Source organism: Achromobacter sp. MFA1 R4, assembly GCF_900156745.1.
Classification (GTDB): domain Bacteria; phylum Pseudomonadota; class Gammaproteobacteria; order Burkholderiales; family Burkholderiaceae_B; genus Achromobacter.
The window spans coordinates 1,235,891-1,253,814 of the sequence record NZ_LT707065.1; the positions used below are offsets into that span (position 1 = coordinate 1,235,891).

16 protein-coding genes and 1 pseudogene are annotated in these 17,924 nt (G+C 67.6%); 2 read left to right on the forward strand and 15 right to left on the reverse strand.

Going from position 1 to position 17,924, the window contains the following annotated elements:
• Positions 1-69: 69 nt before the first annotated feature.
• Positions 70-180, reverse strand: a pseudogene (locus BXA00_RS29190) (integrase core domain-containing protein); the annotation flags it as partial.
• A 177-nt stretch (positions 181-357) separates the two neighbouring features.
• Entirely contained in the window at positions 358-1,197 is an 840-nt protein-coding gene (locus BXA00_RS05630) for an IclR family transcriptional regulator (RefSeq protein WP_076516954.1), read from the reverse strand.
• Positions 1,198-1,365: 168 nt separating this feature from the next.
• On the opposite strand from BXA00_RS05630, the gene BXA00_RS05635 reads away from it, so the two are divergent.
• Positions 1,366-2,355, forward strand: coding sequence for a tripartite tricarboxylate transporter substrate binding protein (locus BXA00_RS05635; protein WP_076516956.1), 990 nt, complete (start codon positions 1,366-1,368; stop codon positions 2,353-2,355).
• A 67-nt stretch (positions 2,356-2,422) separates the two neighbouring features.
• A complete protein-coding gene (locus BXA00_RS05640; RefSeq protein WP_076516958.1) occupies positions 2,423-4,774 on the forward strand; it encodes a cytochrome P450/oxidoreductase in 2,352 nt (783 codons plus the stop codon).
• An 88-nt stretch (positions 4,775-4,862) separates the two neighbouring features.
• Here BXA00_RS05640 and BXA00_RS05645 read toward each other — a convergent pair whose 3' ends face one another.
• The 13 genes from BXA00_RS05645 to BXA00_RS05705 form a co-directional block, all read right to left on the reverse strand.
• The gene (locus BXA00_RS05645; protein ID WP_076516960.1) at positions 4,863-6,167 is read right to left on the reverse strand and encodes an ABC transporter substrate-binding protein; all 1,305 of its coding nucleotides are present in this window, start codon (positions 6,165-6,167) and stop codon (positions 4,863-4,865) included.
• A 36-nt stretch (positions 6,168-6,203) separates the two neighbouring features.
• Positions 6,204-7,328 (reverse strand): zinc-dependent alcohol dehydrogenase family protein, encoded by a 1,125-nt coding sequence (locus BXA00_RS05650; protein ID WP_076516962.1) that lies wholly within the window; start codon positions 7,326-7,328, stop codon positions 6,204-6,206.
• 14 nt (positions 7,329-7,342) lie between these two features.
• Complete coding sequence (locus BXA00_RS05655; RefSeq protein WP_076516964.1) at positions 7,343-8,095, reverse strand: glucose 1-dehydrogenase; 753 nt, start codon at positions 8,093-8,095, stop codon at positions 7,343-7,345.
• Positions 8,096-8,122: 27 nt separating this feature from the next.
• A complete protein-coding gene (locus BXA00_RS05660) occupies positions 8,123-9,559 on the reverse strand; it encodes an aldehyde dehydrogenase family protein (protein WP_076516966.1) in 1,437 nt (478 codons plus the stop codon).
• Between the two features lie 18 nt (positions 9,560-9,577).
• Positions 9,578-10,234, reverse strand: coding sequence for an ABC transporter ATP-binding protein (locus tag BXA00_RS05665; RefSeq protein ID WP_076516968.1), 657 nt, complete (start codon positions 10,232-10,234; stop codon positions 9,578-9,580).
• A 3-nt stretch (positions 10,235-10,237) separates the two neighbouring features.
• Positions 10,238-10,978: an ABC transporter ATP-binding protein gene (locus BXA00_RS05670; protein ID WP_076516970.1), complete on the reverse strand. Its 741-nt coding sequence runs from the start codon at positions 10,976-10,978 to the stop codon at positions 10,238-10,240.
• Between the two features lie 2 nt (positions 10,979-10,980).
• The gene (locus tag BXA00_RS05675) at positions 10,981-11,961 is read right to left on the reverse strand and encodes a branched-chain amino acid ABC transporter permease (protein ID WP_076516972.1); all 981 of its coding nucleotides are present in this window, start codon (positions 11,959-11,961) and stop codon (positions 10,981-10,983) included.
• On the reverse strand, positions 11,961-12,866 hold the full coding sequence (locus BXA00_RS05680; protein WP_076516974.1) for a branched-chain amino acid ABC transporter permease: 906 nt from the start codon (positions 12,864-12,866) through the stop codon (positions 11,961-11,963). Before BXA00_RS05680 ends, BXA00_RS05675 begins: the two co-directional genes overlap by 1 nt.
• A gap of 274 nt (positions 12,867-13,140) precedes the next feature.
• A complete protein-coding gene (locus tag BXA00_RS05685; protein ID WP_231952212.1) occupies positions 13,141-13,731 on the reverse strand; it encodes a DUF4340 domain-containing protein in 591 nt (196 codons plus the stop codon).
• Positions 13,728-15,107: a GldG family protein gene (locus BXA00_RS05690; RefSeq protein WP_076516977.1), complete on the reverse strand. Its 1,380-nt coding sequence runs from the start codon at positions 15,105-15,107 to the stop codon at positions 13,728-13,730. The genes BXA00_RS05685 and BXA00_RS05690 overlap by 4 nt, the downstream gene beginning before the upstream one ends.
• Complete coding sequence (locus BXA00_RS05695) at positions 15,104-15,817, reverse strand: ABC transporter permease (RefSeq protein ID WP_076516979.1); 714 nt, start codon at positions 15,815-15,817, stop codon at positions 15,104-15,106. Before BXA00_RS05695 ends, BXA00_RS05690 begins: the two co-directional genes overlap by 4 nt.
• On the reverse strand, positions 15,814-16,773 hold the full coding sequence (locus tag BXA00_RS05700) for an ABC transporter ATP-binding protein (protein WP_076516981.1): 960 nt from the start codon (positions 16,771-16,773) through the stop codon (positions 15,814-15,816). Before BXA00_RS05700 ends, BXA00_RS05695 begins: the two co-directional genes overlap by 4 nt.
• A gap of 7 nt (positions 16,774-16,780) precedes the next feature.
• A complete protein-coding gene (locus tag BXA00_RS05705; protein ID WP_076516983.1) occupies positions 16,781-17,641 on the reverse strand; it encodes an N-acyl homoserine lactonase family protein in 861 nt (286 codons plus the stop codon).
• Positions 17,642-17,924 lie beyond the last annotated feature (283 nt).

A 17,924-nucleotide genomic window follows, 5' to 3' on the forward strand; every position in this document is an offset into this window, starting at 1 on the left:
CGGTAGAACTCCTCAACGAGAAAATTCTACTTCTGACCTCATCGCTTTTGCGGGGGGATTACCGTAGGTCCGCCAAGTTTCGATATTCTCCTTGGCGTCGGCAAATGACAAGAACCAGTGGCTGTTCAGGCATTCCTGACGGAAGCGGCCATTGAACGATTCGCACTCGGCCATTTCCGTCGCCATTTTGGTATGGTTGACCCCATTTGATGCAGACTGCTTTTTTAGCTCATCAAGAGCATAGACAAGCTCCACACGGCAGCCAACACGGACAAGAGGGACATCTATCTTGTCGTCGACGTAGATCCCGACATCGCGCATCAGATTAATCCGAATCTGCACGACTTCAGCAGACGATCACCCCGCCACATACCCCAACGCCACACTAGCCGCCAGCGCCTCCCGCTTCACCGCCTCGACCACCGCCCCGTCCGCCGACACGTCAAACCCGCCCGTCGCACCCAACGCGGTCAATACCGCGCAGACCCGCCCGATATGGTCATACAGCGGCGCCGACACCGCGCTGATGCCGCGCAGATTCGTGTCCTTGACGGTGGCGCACCCCAACGCCCGCACTTCCCGGCGCAGGGCGCCGATGGGGTCGTCGCGATCCAATAGCGCGCGCTGCTCGGGCGGGGCGTCGGCCAACTCGGCTTGCGCCAGCGCCTGCACGGACGCCTCGTCTAATAGCCCCAGGAACGCGCGGCCCGTCGCCGACCACAGCATCGACAGCACCGACCCGACGCGCACGTTCACGGTGACTGGCAGGCCGGGTTCCTCGAAACGCACGATGGTGGGGCCCTTGTTGCCCATGACGGCGATGAAGCAGGTGACGGCCAGGCTTTCGCGCAGGCGTACGAGCGCGGGTTCGCCGATGCGCAGGGGGTCGGCCTGGCGCATGGCGGCCACGCCGACGTACAGGGCTTCGAGGCCCAGGTGGTACTGCTGGGTGGCGACTTCCTGGTCGACCAGGCCTTCGGCGATGAGGCTCATCAGGTAGCGGTGCACTTTGGCCGGGCTTTCGCCGACGTGGGCGGCCAGGGTGGTGAGGCTGGCGCGGCCGCCCAGACGGGCCAGGCCCTTGAGCACCGACATGCCGGTTTCGGCGGCCTGCACCCGTTGACGGCGCTCGCGCGGGCGCGCGGACGAATCAGGGACGGGTTCGAGGCCGGATTCGGCGGGGAGGTTTTTGCTCATGGGGGGTGCGGCTCCAGATCGGGCGCCCGCAGGGGGACATTGAGACCCAACGCCGGGCGAGGCGGCATCAAGGTTAACCCTTCTTCAAAAATTACGCATTGCGTATATGATTTACGCAAACGCAAACAAGGAATGCAGTTTTGACATTCCTCAACAAGGAGACTTCCCATGCGCAGTGTTAAACACCATGTCCTGGCCGGCCTGCTGGCCCTGCCCCTGCTGGCCGGCGCCAGCGCGTTCGCCCAGCAGCCGGCTGCCGACTATCCCTCCAAGCCCGTGCGCTGGATCGTGCCTTACGCCGCGGGCGGTGGGTCGGATTTCCTGGCGCGCAGCATCGGACAGGGCCTGACCGGCCGCCTGGGCCAGCCCGTGGTGATCGAGAACAAGCCGGGCGGCAACACTGCCATCGCGGCGTCGGAGACGGCGCGCGCCCCGGCTGACGGCTACACGATGCTGTCCGCCGACAACGGCACGCTGGTGTTCAACCCCGCGCTCTACAAGAAGCTGTCGTACGACCCGGCGAAAGACCTGGCGCCCGTGACGCTGATGGGACGCTTCCCGATGATCCTGGTGGTCGGCCCCGCCATGAAGGTCAATTCGGCCAAGGAATTCCTGGCGGACGCCAAAAGCCGCAAGGAAGGCCTGGATTACGCCTCGGCCGGCGCCGGCAGCCCGCACCACCTGGCCATGGAATTGCTCAAGGTCGAGGCGGGCCTGACGATGACGCACGTGCCGTACCGCGGCGCATCGCCGGCACTGGCTGACGTGGCCGGCGGACAGGTTCCCGCCATGATGGTGGACCTGGCTGCGGGCGCCGGTTTCATCAACGGCGGCAAGGTGAAGGCGTTGGCCGTCGCCAACCCGACGCGCCTGCCCCAGTTGCCCGACGTGCCGACCTTCGCGGAACTGGGCCTGAAGAACGTGGAAGCATCCGCGCAAGTGGGCGTGGTGGTCCCGGCCGGCACGCCCAAGCCGGTGATCGACGCGCTGAACAAGCAAGTGGTCGCCACCATCAACGATCCCGCGACGCGCCAGCGCCTGGTGGAGTTCGGCATCGAGCCGGTGGGCAACACGCCCGCCCAATACGCCGACATGCTGACGAGCGAACGCGCCCGCTGGCAGAAACTGATCAGCGACCTGGGCATCACGCTGGATTGAGCATCGCCCGCCCGCCGCGCGTTGCCCCGCGCGGCGGGCCTGCAAGACGAACACACGGAACATCGCCATGAGCCAAGCAACCGCCTCCCCGCGCCCGACGGGCTGTCCCATCGACCACGCCGCGCTGGCCGCCGCGCAGAGCCCCACCGGCTGTCCGGTCAGCGCGCGCGCCGCCGCCTTCGATCCCTTCGGCGACGGCTACCAGCAGGATCCGCCGGAGTACGTGCGCTGGGCGCGCGAACAGGAGCCGGTGTTCTACAGCCCGCAACTGGGCTATTGGGTGGTGACGCGCTACGACGACATCAAGGCGATCTTCCGCGACAACATCACGTTCAGCCCGTCGATTGCGCTGGAGAAGATCACGCCGACCGGGCCCGAGGCCAACGCGGTGCTGGAATCGTACGGCTACGCCATGAACCGCACCCTGGTGAACGAGGACGAGCCGGCGCACATGCCGCGCCGCCGCGTGCTGATGGACCCGTTCACGCCCGAGGAGCTGAAGCACCATGAACCCATGGTGCGCCGCCTCACGCGCGAATATGTGGACCGCTTCATCGACGATGGCCGCGCCGATCTGGTCGACCAGATGCTGTGGGAAGTGCCGCTGACCGTGGCGCTGCATTTCCTGGGCGTGCCGGAAGAGGACATGGACCTGCTGCGCCAGTATTCCATCGCGCACACCGTGAACACCTGGGGCCGTCCCAAGCCCGAAGAGCAGGTGGCGGTGGCGCACGCGGTGGGCAACTTCTGGCAGCTCGCGGGCAAGATCCTCGACAAGATGCGGCAGGACCCGTCCGGCCCGGGCTGGATGCAATACGGTCTGCGCAAGCAGCAGACCCATCCGGACGTGGTGACCGATTCGTACCTGCATTCCATGATGATGGCCGGCATCGTCGCGGCGCACGAGACCACGGCCAATGCCTCGGCCAATGCGATCAAGCTGCTGCTGCAGCACCCGCAAGCCTGGCGCGACATCTGCGAGGACCCGGACCTGATCCCTAACGCGGTCGAGGAATGCCTGCGCCACAACGGTTCGGTCGCCGCGTGGCGGCGGCTGGCCACGCGCGACGTGCAGATCGCGGGCGTTGACATTCCGGCCGGCGCCAAGCTGCTGATCGTGACCTCGTCCGCCAACCATGACGAAAGCCAGTTCGCCGACGCCGACCTCTTTGACATCCGCCGCGAAAACGCCAGCGACCAGCTCACCTTCGGTTATGGATCGCACCAGTGCATGGGCAAGAACCTGGCGCGCATGGAGATGCAGATCTTCCTGGAAGAGCTGACGCGCCGCCTGCCGCACCTGAAGCTGTCCGAGCAGACCTTCACGTATGTGCCCAACACGTCATTCCGCGGCCCCGAACACCTGTGGGTGGAATGGGATCCCGCGCAAAATCCGGAGCGCGCCAATCCGGCCCTGCTGGACGGCATGCATCCCGTGCGCATCGGCGAGCCGTCCTCGCACGCCATCACCCGGCCGATGGTGGTGCAACAGGCGGAGCTGGCGGCCGAGGGCATCCTGCGGCTGCGTCTGGCCTCGCCCGACGGCAAGCCCCTGCCCCGCTGGACGCCGGGCTCGCACATCGACGTGGAATGCGGCGACACCGGCCTGTCGCGCCAGTATTCGCTGTGCGGCGACCCCGCCGAGACCGGCGTGTTCGAGATCGCGGTGCTGCGGGAAGCAGACGGCCGCGGCGGCTCGGCCTGGATGCACGCGCATGCCGTGCCGGGCGCGCGCCTGCGCATCCGCGGCCCCCGCAATCATTTCCGGCTGAACGAATCCGCCTCCCGTCTCATCCTGATCGCGGGGGGCATCGGCATCACGCCGATCAGCGCCATGGCGCGCCGCGCGCGTGAACTGGGCCTGGACTACACGCTGCACTACAGCGGGCGTTCGCGGCGTTCTATGGCGCTGGTGGACGAACTGGCGGCGCTGCACGGCGATCGCCTGCACCTGCACATCAAGGACGAGGGCGGGCGCGCGGACTACGCGGCCCTGCTCGCCCAGCCCACCCCGGGCGCGCAGGTGTACGCCTGCGGCCCGCAAGGCCTGCTGGACGCGCTGGCGGGCTGCTGCGCGGCGTGGCCCGAGGACGCGCTGCGCGTGGAACACTTCCACTCGACGCTGGGCACGCTGGACCCGACCAAGGAGCAGCCTTTCGAGGCGGTGCTGAAGGATTCGGGCATCGTCATCACGGTGCCCGCCGACCAGACCCTGCTGACGGCGCTGCGCGGGGCCAACATCGACGTGCAGAGCGATTGCGAGGAAGGCCTGTGCGGATCGTGCGAGGTGCGCGTGCTGGAAGGCGACATCGATCACCGCGACGTGGTGCTGACGCGCGCGGAGCGCGAGGCCAACAACAAGATGATGGCGTGCTGCTCGCGGTCGTGCGGGGGCAAGCGGGTCGTGCTGGAGCTGTAGGCGTCATCGCCGCACAAAAAAGCGCCCCGGCGATTCACGCCGGGGCCATCCCTGCACCACACACTGCTGCTTGCTCAATCCTTCCCGATCAGTTCGGGAACACCTTGATCTGGTCGCTCTTCAGGACGTCGGGGGTCAGGCTCTTTTCGATCCAGGCCATCGACGTGTCCGACACCCCCGGCGTCACCAGCTCGGCCGGCACGATGGTGATGTCGGCCAGCACCTTGAACGGGTACTTGTCGCTCTTCTTGGTCACGCCGAAGAGCTGCGCTTCCAGCGCCTGGCCGTCAGCGCGGTGCATCTTCACTTCGCGGCCGTAGCCCTTGAAGCTCACGTCATGCATGGCGGCGGCCACCTGTTCGGGCGTGGGCCAGTTGCCGCCGTTGTCCTTGATGGCCTTCTCGTAGCCCGCCTTCAGGCCGTTGATGCCCTGCACCATGTGGTAGACGGAATAGATCGGATAGGCGCCGGTCTTGTCGTGGAACTTCTTCACGAAGGCCTGGTGCTTGGGATCGTCCTTGGTTTCCGGATGCAGGAAGTAGTGGTCGCCGCGCGCGCCGACCAGCACGCCTTCGGGCAGCGCGTTGCCCAGGCGCTCCAGCGAGCTCTCCGCCAGCGACAGCACGAAGGTCGAGTTCTTGAAGAGGTTGCGCTGCGAGGCCTGGCGCACGAAGTTGTCCAGGTCGCCGCCCCACGAGGTGGAGACGATGACGTCCGGCCGCAAGGCCTGCAGACGGCTGATCTCCGTGGAGAAGTCCGCCGCGCCAAACTTGGGGAACATCTCGGCCACGACCTTGACGTCGGGCTTGAACTTCTTGAGCGCGGCCAGGAAGATGTCGCGCGAATCGCGGCCCCAGGCATAGTCCTGGTTGACGATGGCGATGGTCTTGAAGTCGGGCTTGACCTTCATCAGGTACAGCACCTGCGCGACCATTTCGGTAGTGGCGTTGGCCTGCGTGCGCACGACGTATTTGTAGTTCTTGCCTTCCAGCGCCTTTTCGGTGCCGCAATCCCACATCACGTTCAGGACCTTCAGGTCCTCGGCCACGGGCGCGACGATGTTGCAATTGCCGCTGGAAATGGCCGACAGCATGACGCGCGTGCCGCCCTCGGCCAGGCGCCGGTACTCGGACAGCAGCTTTTCGCCGCCGCCGCCTTCGTCGATGTAGCTGGGCACGATCTTCACGCCATCGATGCCGCCGTTGGCGTTGATCTCTTCGATCAGGATGTCGGCCGCGTCGCGCGCCGGCACGCCGAACACCGAGGCCGATCCCGACAGGAAGGTCGAGATGCCGATGTTCAGTTCCTTGGGCTTGTCGGCGGCGATCGCCAGCGTGGCCAGGCCCGACAGCAGGGTGGCGCCCAGCAGGGCCGCCAGTCTTGAGGTCTTCATGGTGTTGTCTCCAGTGTTGTAGTCGGGTCTGTGCCCTTAGAAAACGATGGCGTCGCGCAGGCTGCCGCCGGTGGCGAGGTGATCGAACCCCTCGTTGATCTGGTCCAGCGAAAAAGATCGGCCCATCATGCGGTCCACCGGCAGCCGCCCGGCCTTGTACAGGTCGATGTAGCGGCTGATGTCGATGGCCGGCACGCCCGACCCCAGGTAGCTGCCCCGGATCTCGCGCTCTTCGCCCACCATCTGCGACAGCGACAGCGGGAAGCTGAACTTGGGATTGGGCAGGCCGGAGGTGACGGTTGCGCCGCCGCGGCGCGTCAGCTTGTAGGCCGTTTCAAAGGCAGGCACCGCGCCGGCCATGTCGAAGCCGAAGTCCACGCGCCCGCCCGCCAGGTCCATGAGGTCGTCGTCGGTCTTGACCTGTTTGGGATTGACGACGTGGGTGGCGCCCAGCTCCCTGGCCAGCGCCAGCTTGTCGTCGCTGAGGTCGATGGCGACGACGCGGCGCGCGCCCGCCGCCACGGCGGCCAGCAGCGCGCTCAGGCCCACGCCGCCCAGGCCGACGATGGCGGCGGTGTCGCCCATCTTGATGCGCGCGCGGTTGATGACGGCGCCCGCGCCGGTCAGCACGGCGCAGCCAAAAAGCGCCGCCTCGCGGTGGCTGAGTTCGACGTTGACCTTGACGCAGGAGCGCCGCGACACCACGGCGTATTCCGCAAAGCACGACACGCCGGTGTGGTGGTTGATGTATTCGTCGCCGATGTGCAGGCGCCGTTCGCCGCCCAGCAAGGTGCCCTGGGTGTTGGCGGCCGCGCCGGGCTCGCACAGGGCGGGACGGCCTTCCATGCAGGGGTTGCAGCAGCCGCAGCTTGGCACGAAGACCATGGCGACGTGGTCGCCGGCTTTCAGGTCCGTGACGCCGGGACCGGTCTCGACGACTTCGCCCGACGACTCATGGCCCAGCACGATGGGCACGCCGCGCGGCCGGTCGCCGTTGATGACCGACAGGTCGGAATGGCAGAGCCCCGCCGCCTTGATCCTGACGAGCACTTCGCCGAACCCGGGCGGGTCCAGTTCGATGTCCGCGATGGTCAGGGGCCGGGTCTGCGCGTAGGGGCCTTCAACCCCCACGTTCCGCAATAGCGCCGCTTTGATTTTCATGCGCAGCCCCTTGCCTAGACGGTGCGGCCGCCATCGACCGGGAATTCCACGCCGGTGATGAACTCGGCCGCATCGCTCGCCAGGAACAGCGCCGCCGCGGCCACGTCGGACGGCTGGCAGAAGCGGCCCAGCGGAATGGTCGACACAAATTTCGCGCGGTTCTCGGGGGTGTCCGGCAGGCCCATGAAAAGCTCGAACATGCCGGTCACGCCCATGACCGGGCAGATGGCGTTGACGCGGATGCCTTCGCCGCCCAGTTCGACGGCCATGGACTTGGACAGCACGTTGACCGCGCCCTTGGACGCGTTGTACCAGCTGAGGCCCGGACGCGGACGGATGCCGGCGGTGGAGCCGATGTTCAGGATCACGCCGCGCTTCTGCTTGCGCATGACGGGCACGACGGCCTGCGCCATGTGATAGATGGACTTGACGTTGATGTCGAACATGCGGTCGAAGGTGGCCTCGTCCACGTCCAGCATCGGCTGGTTCTTGTGGGTGATGGCGGCGTTGTTGACCACGATGTCGACGGCCCCGAACTTGTCCAGCGCGGCGCGCACCACGTTGTCGATGTCGGCGCGGCTGGACACGTCGGCCTTCACGGCCAGCGCGGCGTCGCCGATGTCCGCGGCCACGCGGTCGGCGGCTTCTTTATTGATGTCGGCGATGACCACCTTGGCGCCTTCCTTGGCGTACAGCTTGACGATGCCCTCGCCAAAACCATTGCCCCCGCCCGTGACGATCGCAACCTTGCCTTGCAACTGGCTCATTTTTTGTCTCCGTATGATGCGCGGCGATCACTCGCCATAGAACTGAATCAGGGTCTTGGTCGTGCTCATTTCTTCCAGCGCGATGAAGCCCTTCTCGCGGCCGTGGCCGCTCTTCTTCACGCCGCCGAAGGGCAGCTCCACGCCGCCGCCCGCGCCAAAGCCGTTGATGTAGACCTGGCCGCACTTGATGCCGCGCGCCACGCGCTGCTGGCGGCCGCCGTTCTCGGTCCAGACCGCGCCCAGCAGGCCGTAATCGGTGGCGTTGGCCAGGCGGATGGCCTCGGCCTCGTCCGCGAACGGCAGCGCGACCAGCACCGGGCCGAAGATCTCCTCGGTCAGCAGGTCGCTGTCGTGGCTGGTGGCGGCAAAGAGCGTGGGCTTGACGAAGAAGCCGCCCTTGGGCACGCCGTCGGCGATGCCGCCCTCGGCCGCCACCGTCAGGCCCTCGGACAGCCCCTTGGCGATGTAGCCGTTGACGCGGTCGTACTGCGCCTTGTTGACGACGGGCCCGCAGGTCAGGTCCATGTCCGGCGTGCCGGCGCGCACCTTGGAGAACTCCTCGCCCAGCGCCTTCATGAAGTCGGCGTAGATGCCTTTCTGCACCAGCAGGCGGCTGCCCGCCGTGCAGGTCTGCCCGGTGTTGTGGACGATGCCCTTGACGATGGCGGGAATGGCCAGCTTGTAGTTGGCGTCGTCAAAGACGATGTGCGCCGACTTGCCGCCCAGTTCCAGCACGCACTTGACCGCGTTGAGCGCGGCGGCCTGCTGGACCAGCACGCCGACCTCGTTGGAACCGGTGAAGGTGATGAAATTGATGCCCGGATGCCGCGACAGCGCCGCGCCGGCCTCTTCGCCCAGACCCGTCACGATGTTCAGCGCGCCGGGCGGAAAGCCCACTTCCAGCGCCAGTTCCGCCACGCGGATGATGGACAGGCAGGCGTCCTCGGCCGGCTTGACCACGGCCGCGTTGCCCATGGCCAGCGCGGGCGCCACGCTGCGGCCGAACATCTGCGCGGGGTAGTTCCACGGGATGATGTGGGCGGTGACGCCCAGCGGCTCGCGGATCAACTGCACCGAATAGTCTTTCTGGAACGGAATGGTCTGGCCGTGCACCTTGTCCGCCGCGCCGCCGTAGAACTCGAAGTAACGCGCCAGCACGGTGATGTCGCCGCGCGCGGTGGACATGGGCTTGCCGGTGTCGCGCGATTCAAGCTGCGCCAGTTCCTCGTGATGCGCCAGCACGCTTTCGCCCAGGCGCATCAGCAGCCGGCCGCGCTCCAGCGCCGTCATGTCGCCCCAGGCGCCCCCCAGCGCGTCGCGCGCCGCCTGCACCGCGGCGTTGACGTCGGCCTGCTGGCCGCGCGGGATGGTGGTAAACACGTCACCGTCTACGGGGGAAACGACCTCGATCGTGCGCCCGTCCTGGGCGTCGACCTGGCGGCCGCCGATAATCATCTGCGTCATGGAATGTCTCCGTGGAAATCAGTTCAGCGTGATCGAGCCGCGCTCGATCGTCCATATCTGGTCGGGAATGTCGCCCAGCAACTTGACGTTGGATTCGGTGATCACCACGCACAGGTCGGGCTGCATCTCCTTCAGCCGTCCCAGCGCCTCGGTGTAGTCGCGCGCCAGCTTGGGCGCGAGGCCCTGGAAGGGCTCGTCCAGCATCAGCAGCCGCGTGCCGACCATGACCGCGCGCGCCAGCGCCACCATCTTGCCCTGCCCGCCCGACAGCGCGGAGCCCGAGCGCTTGAGCATGGGCTCGATCTGCGGCACCACTTTCAGCACCGTGTCCATCCGCGCCTGGATCTCGGCCTTGGACTGGCCCTGCACCTCGCAGGGCAGATGCAGGTTTTCCTCGACCGTCATGGTCGGGAAGATGACGCGGTCTTCGGGCGCGTAGCCCACTTTCATGGCGGCCCGCTTGTGCCCGGGCAGTGCGGTGAGGTCGGCGCCGTCGAAGGCGATGGTGCCGGAGCGGATGCGCGTCAGGCCCATGATGGTGCGCAGCAGCGTGGTCTTGCCCGCGCCGTTGCGCCCGACGATGCCGATGGTGCGCGAGGCTTCGAAATTGGCGCTGACGTCGCGCAGGATGCGATTGCCCGCCAGGTCGACATTGATGGCCGATAGGTTCAACATGGTTCAGGCCCCCAGCACTTCGCTTCTGATCTGCGGATTGTTCAAGACCTCGTCGGGCGATCCGTCCGCGGCCACCTTGCCCGCGATCCAGGCCGCCACGCGCGTGGCGTAGCGCGACACGATGTCCACGTCATGTTCGACGAACCAGCTCGTGACGCGGCGTTCGTCCAGCGCATGCATCACGGTTTCCATCAGCCCGAACTTGTCTTCGGACGCCACGCCGCTGGTGGGCTCGTCCATGATCAGCAGCTTGGGCTGCAGCGCCAGCGCCATGGCCACGTCCAGCAGCTTGCGCTTGCCCTCGGGCAGCTCGATGCAGGCCTCGTCGGCGTCGGGCAACAGGCCCACCAGGTCCAGGGTGGCGTCCACCTCGCGCCCGTCGATGGTGCTTTCCAGCGAGCGGAACCAGCTCAGTTCCTTGTTGCGGCGCGCGGCGGCGATCTGCACGCATTGGCGCACCGTGTGCTCGGTAAAGAGCTGCGGAAGCTGGAACGAACGCCCCATGCCCAGCCGCACGATCTTGCGCGGCGCCATGGCGGTGACGTCCTTGCCGTCGAAGTACACCTTGCCCTTGGAGGGCGTGAGGTATCCCGTGCAGATGTTGATGAAGGTGGTCTTGCCCGCGCCGTTCTGCCCGATCACGGCCAGGCGTTCGCCTTCGTGCAGTTCAAAGTTGATGTTGTCGGCGGCCACCACGCCGCCGAAGGCCAGGTACAGGTCGGTGGTTTGAATGAGGGGTTTCATCGTCAGTTCCTTGCCGCGACCTGCACGGGAGCCTGGGCGCGGCGCTGCGCGCGCTCGCGCGACTTGATGCGCTTGGTGATCTGGCCGACAAAGCCCGTGGGGAACATGAAAATCACCAGGATGAGCGTCAGGCCCAGCAGGAACTGCCACAGTCCGGGGAAGTACGCGGCGGAGATCAGCTTGACGGACTCAAAGCCCACCGCGCCCAGGAATGCGCCAGCGGCATGGCCCGCGCCGCCCAGGATGGTGATGAAGACGAACTCGCCGGAGCGCAGCCACGAACCGATTTCCGGCGTGACCAGCCCTTGCATCAGGGCCAGGATGGCGCCCGAGAAGCCCACGACCACGGCCGACAGCAGGTAGCCCTTCCACATGATGAAGTAGGCGGAGAACCCCAGGTACTCGATGCGCGTTTCGTTGGTCTTGATGGCCGACAGCGCCTGGCCGCTGCCTGAGCGGAAGTAACGCTGCACCCACCAGCCCAGCGCCAGCGAGAGGACGAGCGTCAGCACCAGCAGCGCGCGTTCGAAGGATTCGCGCTCCATGGCGATGCCGGCCAGGGTCGGACGCACGATGCGCATGCCGTCCGAGCCGCCCGTCAGCGTGTAGAGCTTGCCCAGCAGCGCGAACAGCACCATGCTGAGCGCCAGGTTGAGCATGCCGAAGAAGATGCCGCGGTAGCGCACCACGAACAGGCCGATGACGACGGCGGCGGCGAAGCTGGCGGCCACGCCGGCCAGGATCAGAGCCAGCGCGTCCAGGCCGGGCATGGCCTTGGCCAGGAAGGCCACGGTATAGGCCGAGATGCAGGCGAACATGGCGTGGCCGAAGGAAATCTGTCCGGCGCGCGCCATGACCGACACGCCCAGCGCGGCGATGGCATAGGTCAGCCCGATGACGATGGGCGTGATGGTCCAGGAATAGGTGTAGCCGAGGAACAGCGTGAACAGCGCGGCCAGCAGGCTGAGGACGGGGACTTTCATCAGATCGTCCTCGCTTGGGCAACGGTGAACAGGCCATGCGGACGGATGATCAGCACCAGCACCATGATGATGTAGGGAATCGCCACTTCCAGTTCGGGCGCGGTGTACACGGCGATGGCGCGGATGATGCCGATGAGCAGCGCCGCAATCAGCGCGCCGGTGATCTGGCCCAGCCCGGCGGTGGCGACCACGGCGAACGACAGCACCGTCATGTCCGTGCCCGCGCCCGGCACCAGCGAGGTGGTGGGCGCAGCCAGCGCGCCGCCCAGCGCCCCCAGGATGGTCGCGATCACGAAGGTGACGTAGCCGATCTTCTTGGCATTGATGCCGAGCGAGGTCGCGACCTCGCGGTTGTGTGTCGTGGCCACCGTCTGCTTGCCCAGCTTGGTGTGGCGCAGGAAGTATTCCAGGCACACGTAGGCCAGCAGCGCGGTGACCGGCACCACCACGAGCTGGTAGGTGGTGTAGGTGATGTCGCCGATTTCGATGTTGCCCAGCCGGTTCACGACTTCGCTCGCGCTGTAGGGCTGCGCGCCCCACAGCAGGCGCTGGATGTCTTCCAGCATCAGGAATGCGCCGAAGGTGAGCAGGAGCTTGAGGATGGGGTCGTAGTTCTGGGCGCGGCGGATCAGGACGAACTCCATGATGCTGCCCAGCGCCAGGCCCACCGCGATGGCGGCCAGGAACAGGGCCGCGAACAAGAGGAAGGGAGAGTCGGTCTTGGGCGCCAGGAACATGACGAGGCTGGCCGCGGCATAGCCGCCGAAGGCGTAGAACGCGCCGTGGGCGACGTTCAGGATGCCCATCACGCCGAACACCAGGGTTAAGCCCATTGATACCAGGAACAGCAGACTGGCGTAGGCCACGCCGTCCACCAGGGCGAGAGGCAGTAGATCCAAGGTCAAGCGTCTTCTCCCAATACGCTGAGCACGGGCGCGGCGATGATCGAATGCGCCGCGCGGCGTGCGGGCTTGCGCCCTGGACGCGCCCGGCGCGTCCTTGTCTCGTTGTCAACCTTGCCGTGCCCGCTGCGCGGTGCGTGTATTTGCTGCGTGCTGCGTGCTGCGTGCGCAAAGGGCCGGAAGGCGCTTTATTCAGGCTGTCGGTTCGCCCCGACAAATCGCCGGGCAAACCCGCCTGGGTATGTGTGCGAAGTATAGGTAGGGGTTTATCGGCCAGCTATTTATCTTTGTGCAAGGCGGGTTTAACAAGCGGTGGAGTGGCCGCCGGCTGCGGCCCGGCCGCCCCCATTGCGGCCAGGGGCGCCCGCGTCTGATAGTCCGGGATAATCCGGATCTGCGCCTCGTCCGGCAGGCGTACATAACGGCCTAGTCCATCGGGCGCAAGCGCCCCGACGTCCAGCAGGGCCAGGCGCTCGCCCGCGGCGTCGCGCACGTCGATGCGCAGCTGCGGCGGCGCGAGGCCATAGCTCTCGCCTTCCTGCGGCGTCAGCGTGCGGTCGCTGCGGACCTGCGAAAACAGCGCGACGAAGCCGGCCGCGTCAAAGCCCGCCGCCTGCCCGGGCGGCGTGGCGGCCCAGCCCTGCGGACCGCGTGTCAATTGGACCGAGCCGGCGGCCGAGGCAAGCGTCACCTGCGCCGCGCGGCCGGCGTCCCAGGCATAGAGCCGCGCGGGTTTGCCGCTGTCGTCATGCAGATGGGTGTGGCCGTGGTGCTGCGCCGGCGATTCCGCGGCCTCGTGCCATTGCCACGCCGACAGCGCGATGCCGGCCGCCAGCAGCGCGGGCCAGAAGGCGCGCGCGGCGCTCACCGGCGCCTCCACCACAGCAGCAGCCCGGTCAGCAGCGCCAGCAGGGGCAAGGCCACCGTGCTGGTCCAGAACACCGCGCGCATCTGCCGGTTGGTCAGCTCGACGCGGCGGCTTTCGTAGTGGCGCGGGCGGATCGACAGGAGCGCGTCTTCGCCTGCCAGCAGCGTGACGGCGTTGGTGAACAGCGCGCCATTGCCCAGCGTGGCGAAATGGCGGTTGATCGCGAAGTCGCTGTCGCCCGCGACCAGCAGCGTGGGCCGCGCGGCGCCGTCCTCGCGGGCGGCCTGCGCACTACGCGTGGCCAGCGCCATCAGCGTGTAGCGCGACGGCGGCTGGCCGGGCGGATGGGCCTGGGCGGAGGTCTGCGCCAGCGGCGTCACCACCACGCCGGGCGGCAGGCCGTCGCCCGCCGGTTCCAGCCCCGCGGCCCCCGGAAAGAAGCTCAGCGGCAGGCCGCGCGTCATCTTGTGGCGCGTGTAGTCGCTGACGGCCGGGCTGCCGGGATCGTTGCGGTAATGGCTGCCGGGGTCGCTGAGCGCCCCCGGCGCCAGCGCAATGCCGAAATCGGCCAGCAGGTCATCCAGGCCGTGCCGCGTGTCGGGCTCCAGCAGCAGGAGCGTCTTGCCGCCCGCGGCGGTCCAGCGGCGCAGCGCCTGCGCGTCGTCCTGGCCGAACGCCGTGCGCGGTCCGGCGGCCACCACCACTGCGCAGCGCGGCAGGGCCTGCGCCAGGCTGCCCGCGCCGACGGCGCGCGTGGAAAACCCCAGCGTCTGCAAGGCGTTGCGCGCCATCGCCATGCCGTGCTGCTCGTGCACCTCGACGCGGGCCACCAGGTTCTCGTCGTGGTCGTGTTCCTCCAGGTCGTCCAGCGAAGTCAGGCTGTCCAGCATGGCCTCGCGGTGGCCCTGCGTGAAGCAGACCGTCTGCGCGCCATTCTGGCTGATGCGGATGAGCGCGTTGGTGAAGTCGGTCTCGGTGCCGCCGTTGATCGTGGTGCGGCGCTCGCCCGAGGCCAGCACGGCGCTGCCCGCGAACTGGATGCCGGCGGCGCGCGCCTCGGCCGGACGCAGCGCGGGGTCCACGCCGCGCACGCGGATCAGCGGGTTCTCGCGCTCGTACTGGCGCAGCAGTTCCAGCGCGTCGACCATGCTTTTGTTGCGCAGGTCGTAGAACCACGTCACCTCGACGGGCTGGCGCACCTGGCGCGCGACCTCCAGGCTTTCCGGCGCCAGGCTGTACACCCGCTGCGCGGTCAGGTCGATGCGGCCCAGATGGCGCGAGGCCCACAGATTCAGCGCCAGCAGCAGCGCGGCCACGGCCAGCACGGGCAGCCACAGCGACAGGCGCCGGCCGGCGCGGCGCAAGGCGGGGCTCATCGCAGCCTCCAGCGCTTCAGGTTGACCGAGGCCACCATCAGGGCCAGCACGGCCACGCTGGCCAGCGTGACGGTCGCGGGCCCGGGCAGCACGCCCCGGATGAAGTCCACGTGCTGGGCCGACAGCGACAAGGCCTGGAAGAACGGCGACAGCGCCGGAAACGCGTCCAGCGCGGCCGGGTAGTCGATGAACCACAGCAGCACCAGAATGCCCCAGGTGGCGCTGGCGGCCACGATCTGGTTCGCGCAGGCGCTGGACACGGCGATGCCGATCGCCAGGAACAGCGCGCCGTACAGGAAGACCCCGATGTAGCCGCCCACGATGGGGCCATAGTCCGGCTCGCCGTACCAGGCCAGCGGCAGCACCGCCGACATGGTGCCCGCCAGCATCAGCGCCAGCATGGTCAGCCCCGCTGCGTACTTGGCCGCAACCAGCGTGAAGTCCGACAACGGCAGGGTCAGCAGCAGTTCCAGCGTGCCCTGCCGCGCCTCTTCGGCAAACGCCCGCATGCTGACCAGCGGCATCACCAGGATCAGCAGGATGGTCATGTTGTGGAACGCGGTCACCATCTGGCCGGTGCTGACGAAGAACAGGTTGAAGCTGAACAGATAGCCCGACAGGGCCCAGAACACCGCGACGACGGCCAGCGCGACGGGCGAGCCGAAGTCGGTGCGCAATTCCTTGCGGTACAAGGCCGCGAAACCCTTCATGCGCGTCTCCGTAGCGGGGGATCGTTGGGCGCCAGCGCCGCCAGCAGGCGGGCCTCGACGGCTTCCTGCGCCGGCAGCACGGCGCGCAGTTCGGCGTGGGCCAGCGCCACGCGCATCGCCGCGTCGCACGCGGCCGCGCCGGCGGCCGGGGAGTCCCAGGCGATGCGCCACTTGCTGTGGCCGCCCTCCAGCAGGGAAATGTCCACGGTCTTGACGCCCGGGCAGGCAGACAGGGCCGCGTGCAACGCGCCGTGCCGGGCCGTGGGCAGGGCAAGCTGCAGGTGCAGCGCCGTGCGCGATTCGCCCAGCGCCTGGTCCTGCACCAGCCGGCCCTCGCGCAGGATGGCGATGCGCGAACACAGCGCCTCCACTTCCTGCATCAGGTGGCTGCTGAACACCACCGCCCGGCCTTCGGCGCAGCGCCGGATCATCGCGCGCGCCTCGACGATCTGCACCGGATCCAGTCCATTGGTGGCCTCGTCCAGCAGCAGCACCGGCGGGTCGTTCAGCACGGCCTGAGCCAGTCCCACGCGCTGGCGCTGCCCCTTGGACAACCGCCCGATCACCGAGCGCGCCACGCCCTGCAGATCGAACCCGTCGATGGCGCGCTCGATGGCCAGGCGGCGCGCGCGGGCGCCGCCCTGCACCTTGACCCCGGCGCCGAATTCCAGGTACTGCGTCACCGTCAGCGCGTCATACAGCGGCGCGCGCTCGGGCAGATAGCCGATATCGGCATTGCCGCGGCCCGGCGCGGGCGCGCGGCCGCGGATGGTGATGCGCCCGCTGTCGGGCGTGTAAAAGCCCGCCATCAGGCGCAGCGTGGTGGTCTTGCCGCTGCCGTTCGGTCCCAGCAGGCCCAGGATCTCCCCCGGCCTGACGGACAGGCTGAGGGAATCCAGGACCTGGCGCGGCCCGAACGACTTGCAGACCTGGTGCAAGGCGACGGCGGGCTCCATGGCGCGCTCAGTCGAAGACTTTGGTCTTGGCGTTCTGCGCGTGCTGCTCCGCGTCGTGGCTGTACCAGAGCTGGCCCTGGCGCGCGTCGCGGATCTGCTTGAGGCGGTCGATGGCCTGCATGGACGCCGCGGTGTTCCAGGTGATGCCGGGGATCACGCCCGCCTCGTTTTCACCCGTGTAGATGGCGTCCGCCGCCAGCAGCACGGTGCCGGTCTTGGGCAGCTTCACCTGCAGGGATTGGTGGCCCTGCGTGTGGCCCTTGGTGTCCAGCAGCACGATGGTGCCGTCGCCGAACAGGTCGAAGTCCCCTTCCACCTGGATGAAGTCGTAGTCGCGCGTGGTGTCGAAGTCCTTCATCACGTAGGCGGCGCGCTGGAATTTTTCGGGCCACCAGGCGGCGCGCAATTCGGCCTTCTGCACGACATGCTTGGCCTTGGGGAACATCTTGATGTTGCCGGCGTGGTCCAGGTGGAAGTGCGAGTAGACGACGTACTTCACGTCGCTCACGTCAAAGCCCGCAGCCTTGAGCTGGCGGTCGATGACCTCGTCGCGGCCCTGGATGGAATTGAAGGCGCCGCACAGGCCCTGTCCCCAGTAGTTGGCGCAATTGCCGTCCGCCGTGGCCTGGTTCATGCCGGTGTCGAACAGCACCAGGCCGCGCGGGTGCTGGATCACGTAGGCGGGCACCGGAATCTTGATCTTGGTGCCCACGTCGACCATGGCGGTCATGAAGCCCTTGTCCAGCTCGATCTTGCCCACCGACAGCTGCATCAGCTTCACGTCGGTGGGCGGCGCGTCGGCGGCTTGCGCCCATCCGCCCGCCATCACCGCCACCGCTCCAACCATTGCTTTCCAGCTCTTGCTCATTGTTGTCTCCTCGGACCAACAGGGGGAAGCCGCAGCCATGGCGGCGCGGCCAGTCAGCAAGCTCCCGGTGTGTCCCGGGTTCACATCGTCGACAGGGTGTTTCCCGTGCAAGGGCGCCTTGCGGCAGGCCGCAGCGCGCGCGATCGGGGCGCTCGGCCGGAAACGGCATCTGGCGGCCGTTTTCTCTGTTGCGCACTCTGACGCAGGCGCGAAGGGCTGCCAATTAAGGATTGATTAAGCAGGGCTTCGCCGCCGGCGAAGTGGGGGGAACCCTAGTAGCCGG

Bases quoted from the DNA above. Each gene is read 5' to 3' on its own strand.
- BXA00_RS05630 (WP_076516954.1), bottom strand. From the start codon at position 1,197: ATGAGCAAAAACCTCCCCGCCGAATCCGGCCTCGAACCCGTCCCTGAT.
- BXA00_RS05635 (WP_076516956.1), top strand. From the start codon at position 1,366: ATGCGCAGTGTTAAACACCATGTCCTGGCCGGCCTGCTGGCCCTGCCC.
- BXA00_RS05640 (WP_076516958.1), top strand. From the start codon at position 2,423: ATGAGCCAAGCAACCGCCTCCCCGCGCCCGACGGGCTGTCCCATCGAC.
- BXA00_RS05645 (WP_076516960.1), bottom strand. From the start codon at position 6,167: ATGAAGACCTCAAGACTGGCGGCCCTGCTGGGCGCCACCCTGCTGTCG.
- BXA00_RS05650 (WP_076516962.1), bottom strand. From the start codon at position 7,328: ATGAAAATCAAAGCGGCGCTATTGCGGAACGTGGGGGTTGAAGGCCCC.
- BXA00_RS05655 (WP_076516964.1), bottom strand. From the start codon at position 8,095: ATGAGCCAGTTGCAAGGCAAGGTTGCGATCGTCACGGGCGGGGGCAAT.
- BXA00_RS05660 (WP_076516966.1), bottom strand. From the start codon at position 9,559: ATGACGCAGATGATTATCGGCGGCCGCCAGGTCGACGCCCAGGACGGG.
- BXA00_RS05665 (WP_076516968.1), bottom strand. From the start codon at position 10,234: ATGTTGAACCTATCGGCCATCAATGTCGACCTGGCGGGCAATCGCATC.
- BXA00_RS05670 (WP_076516970.1), bottom strand. From the start codon at position 10,978: ATGAAACCCCTCATTCAAACCACCGACCTGTACCTGGCCTTCGGCGGC.
- BXA00_RS05675 (WP_076516972.1), bottom strand. From the start codon at position 11,961: ATGAAAGTCCCCGTCCTCAGCCTGCTGGCCGCGCTGTTCACGCTGTTC.
- BXA00_RS05690 (WP_076516977.1), bottom strand. From the start codon at position 15,107: ATGAGCCCCGCCTTGCGCCGCGCCGGCCGGCGCCTGTCGCTGTGGCTG.
- BXA00_RS05695 (WP_076516979.1), bottom strand. From the start codon at position 15,817: ATGAAGGGTTTCGCGGCCTTGTACCGCAAGGAATTGCGCACCGACTTC.
- BXA00_RS05700 (WP_076516981.1), bottom strand. From the start codon at position 16,773: ATGGAGCCCGCCGTCGCCTTGCACCAGGTCTGCAAGTCGTTCGGGCCG.
- BXA00_RS05705 (WP_076516983.1), bottom strand. From the start codon at position 17,641: ATGAGCAAGAGCTGGAAAGCAATGGTTGGAGCGGTGGCGGTGATGGCG.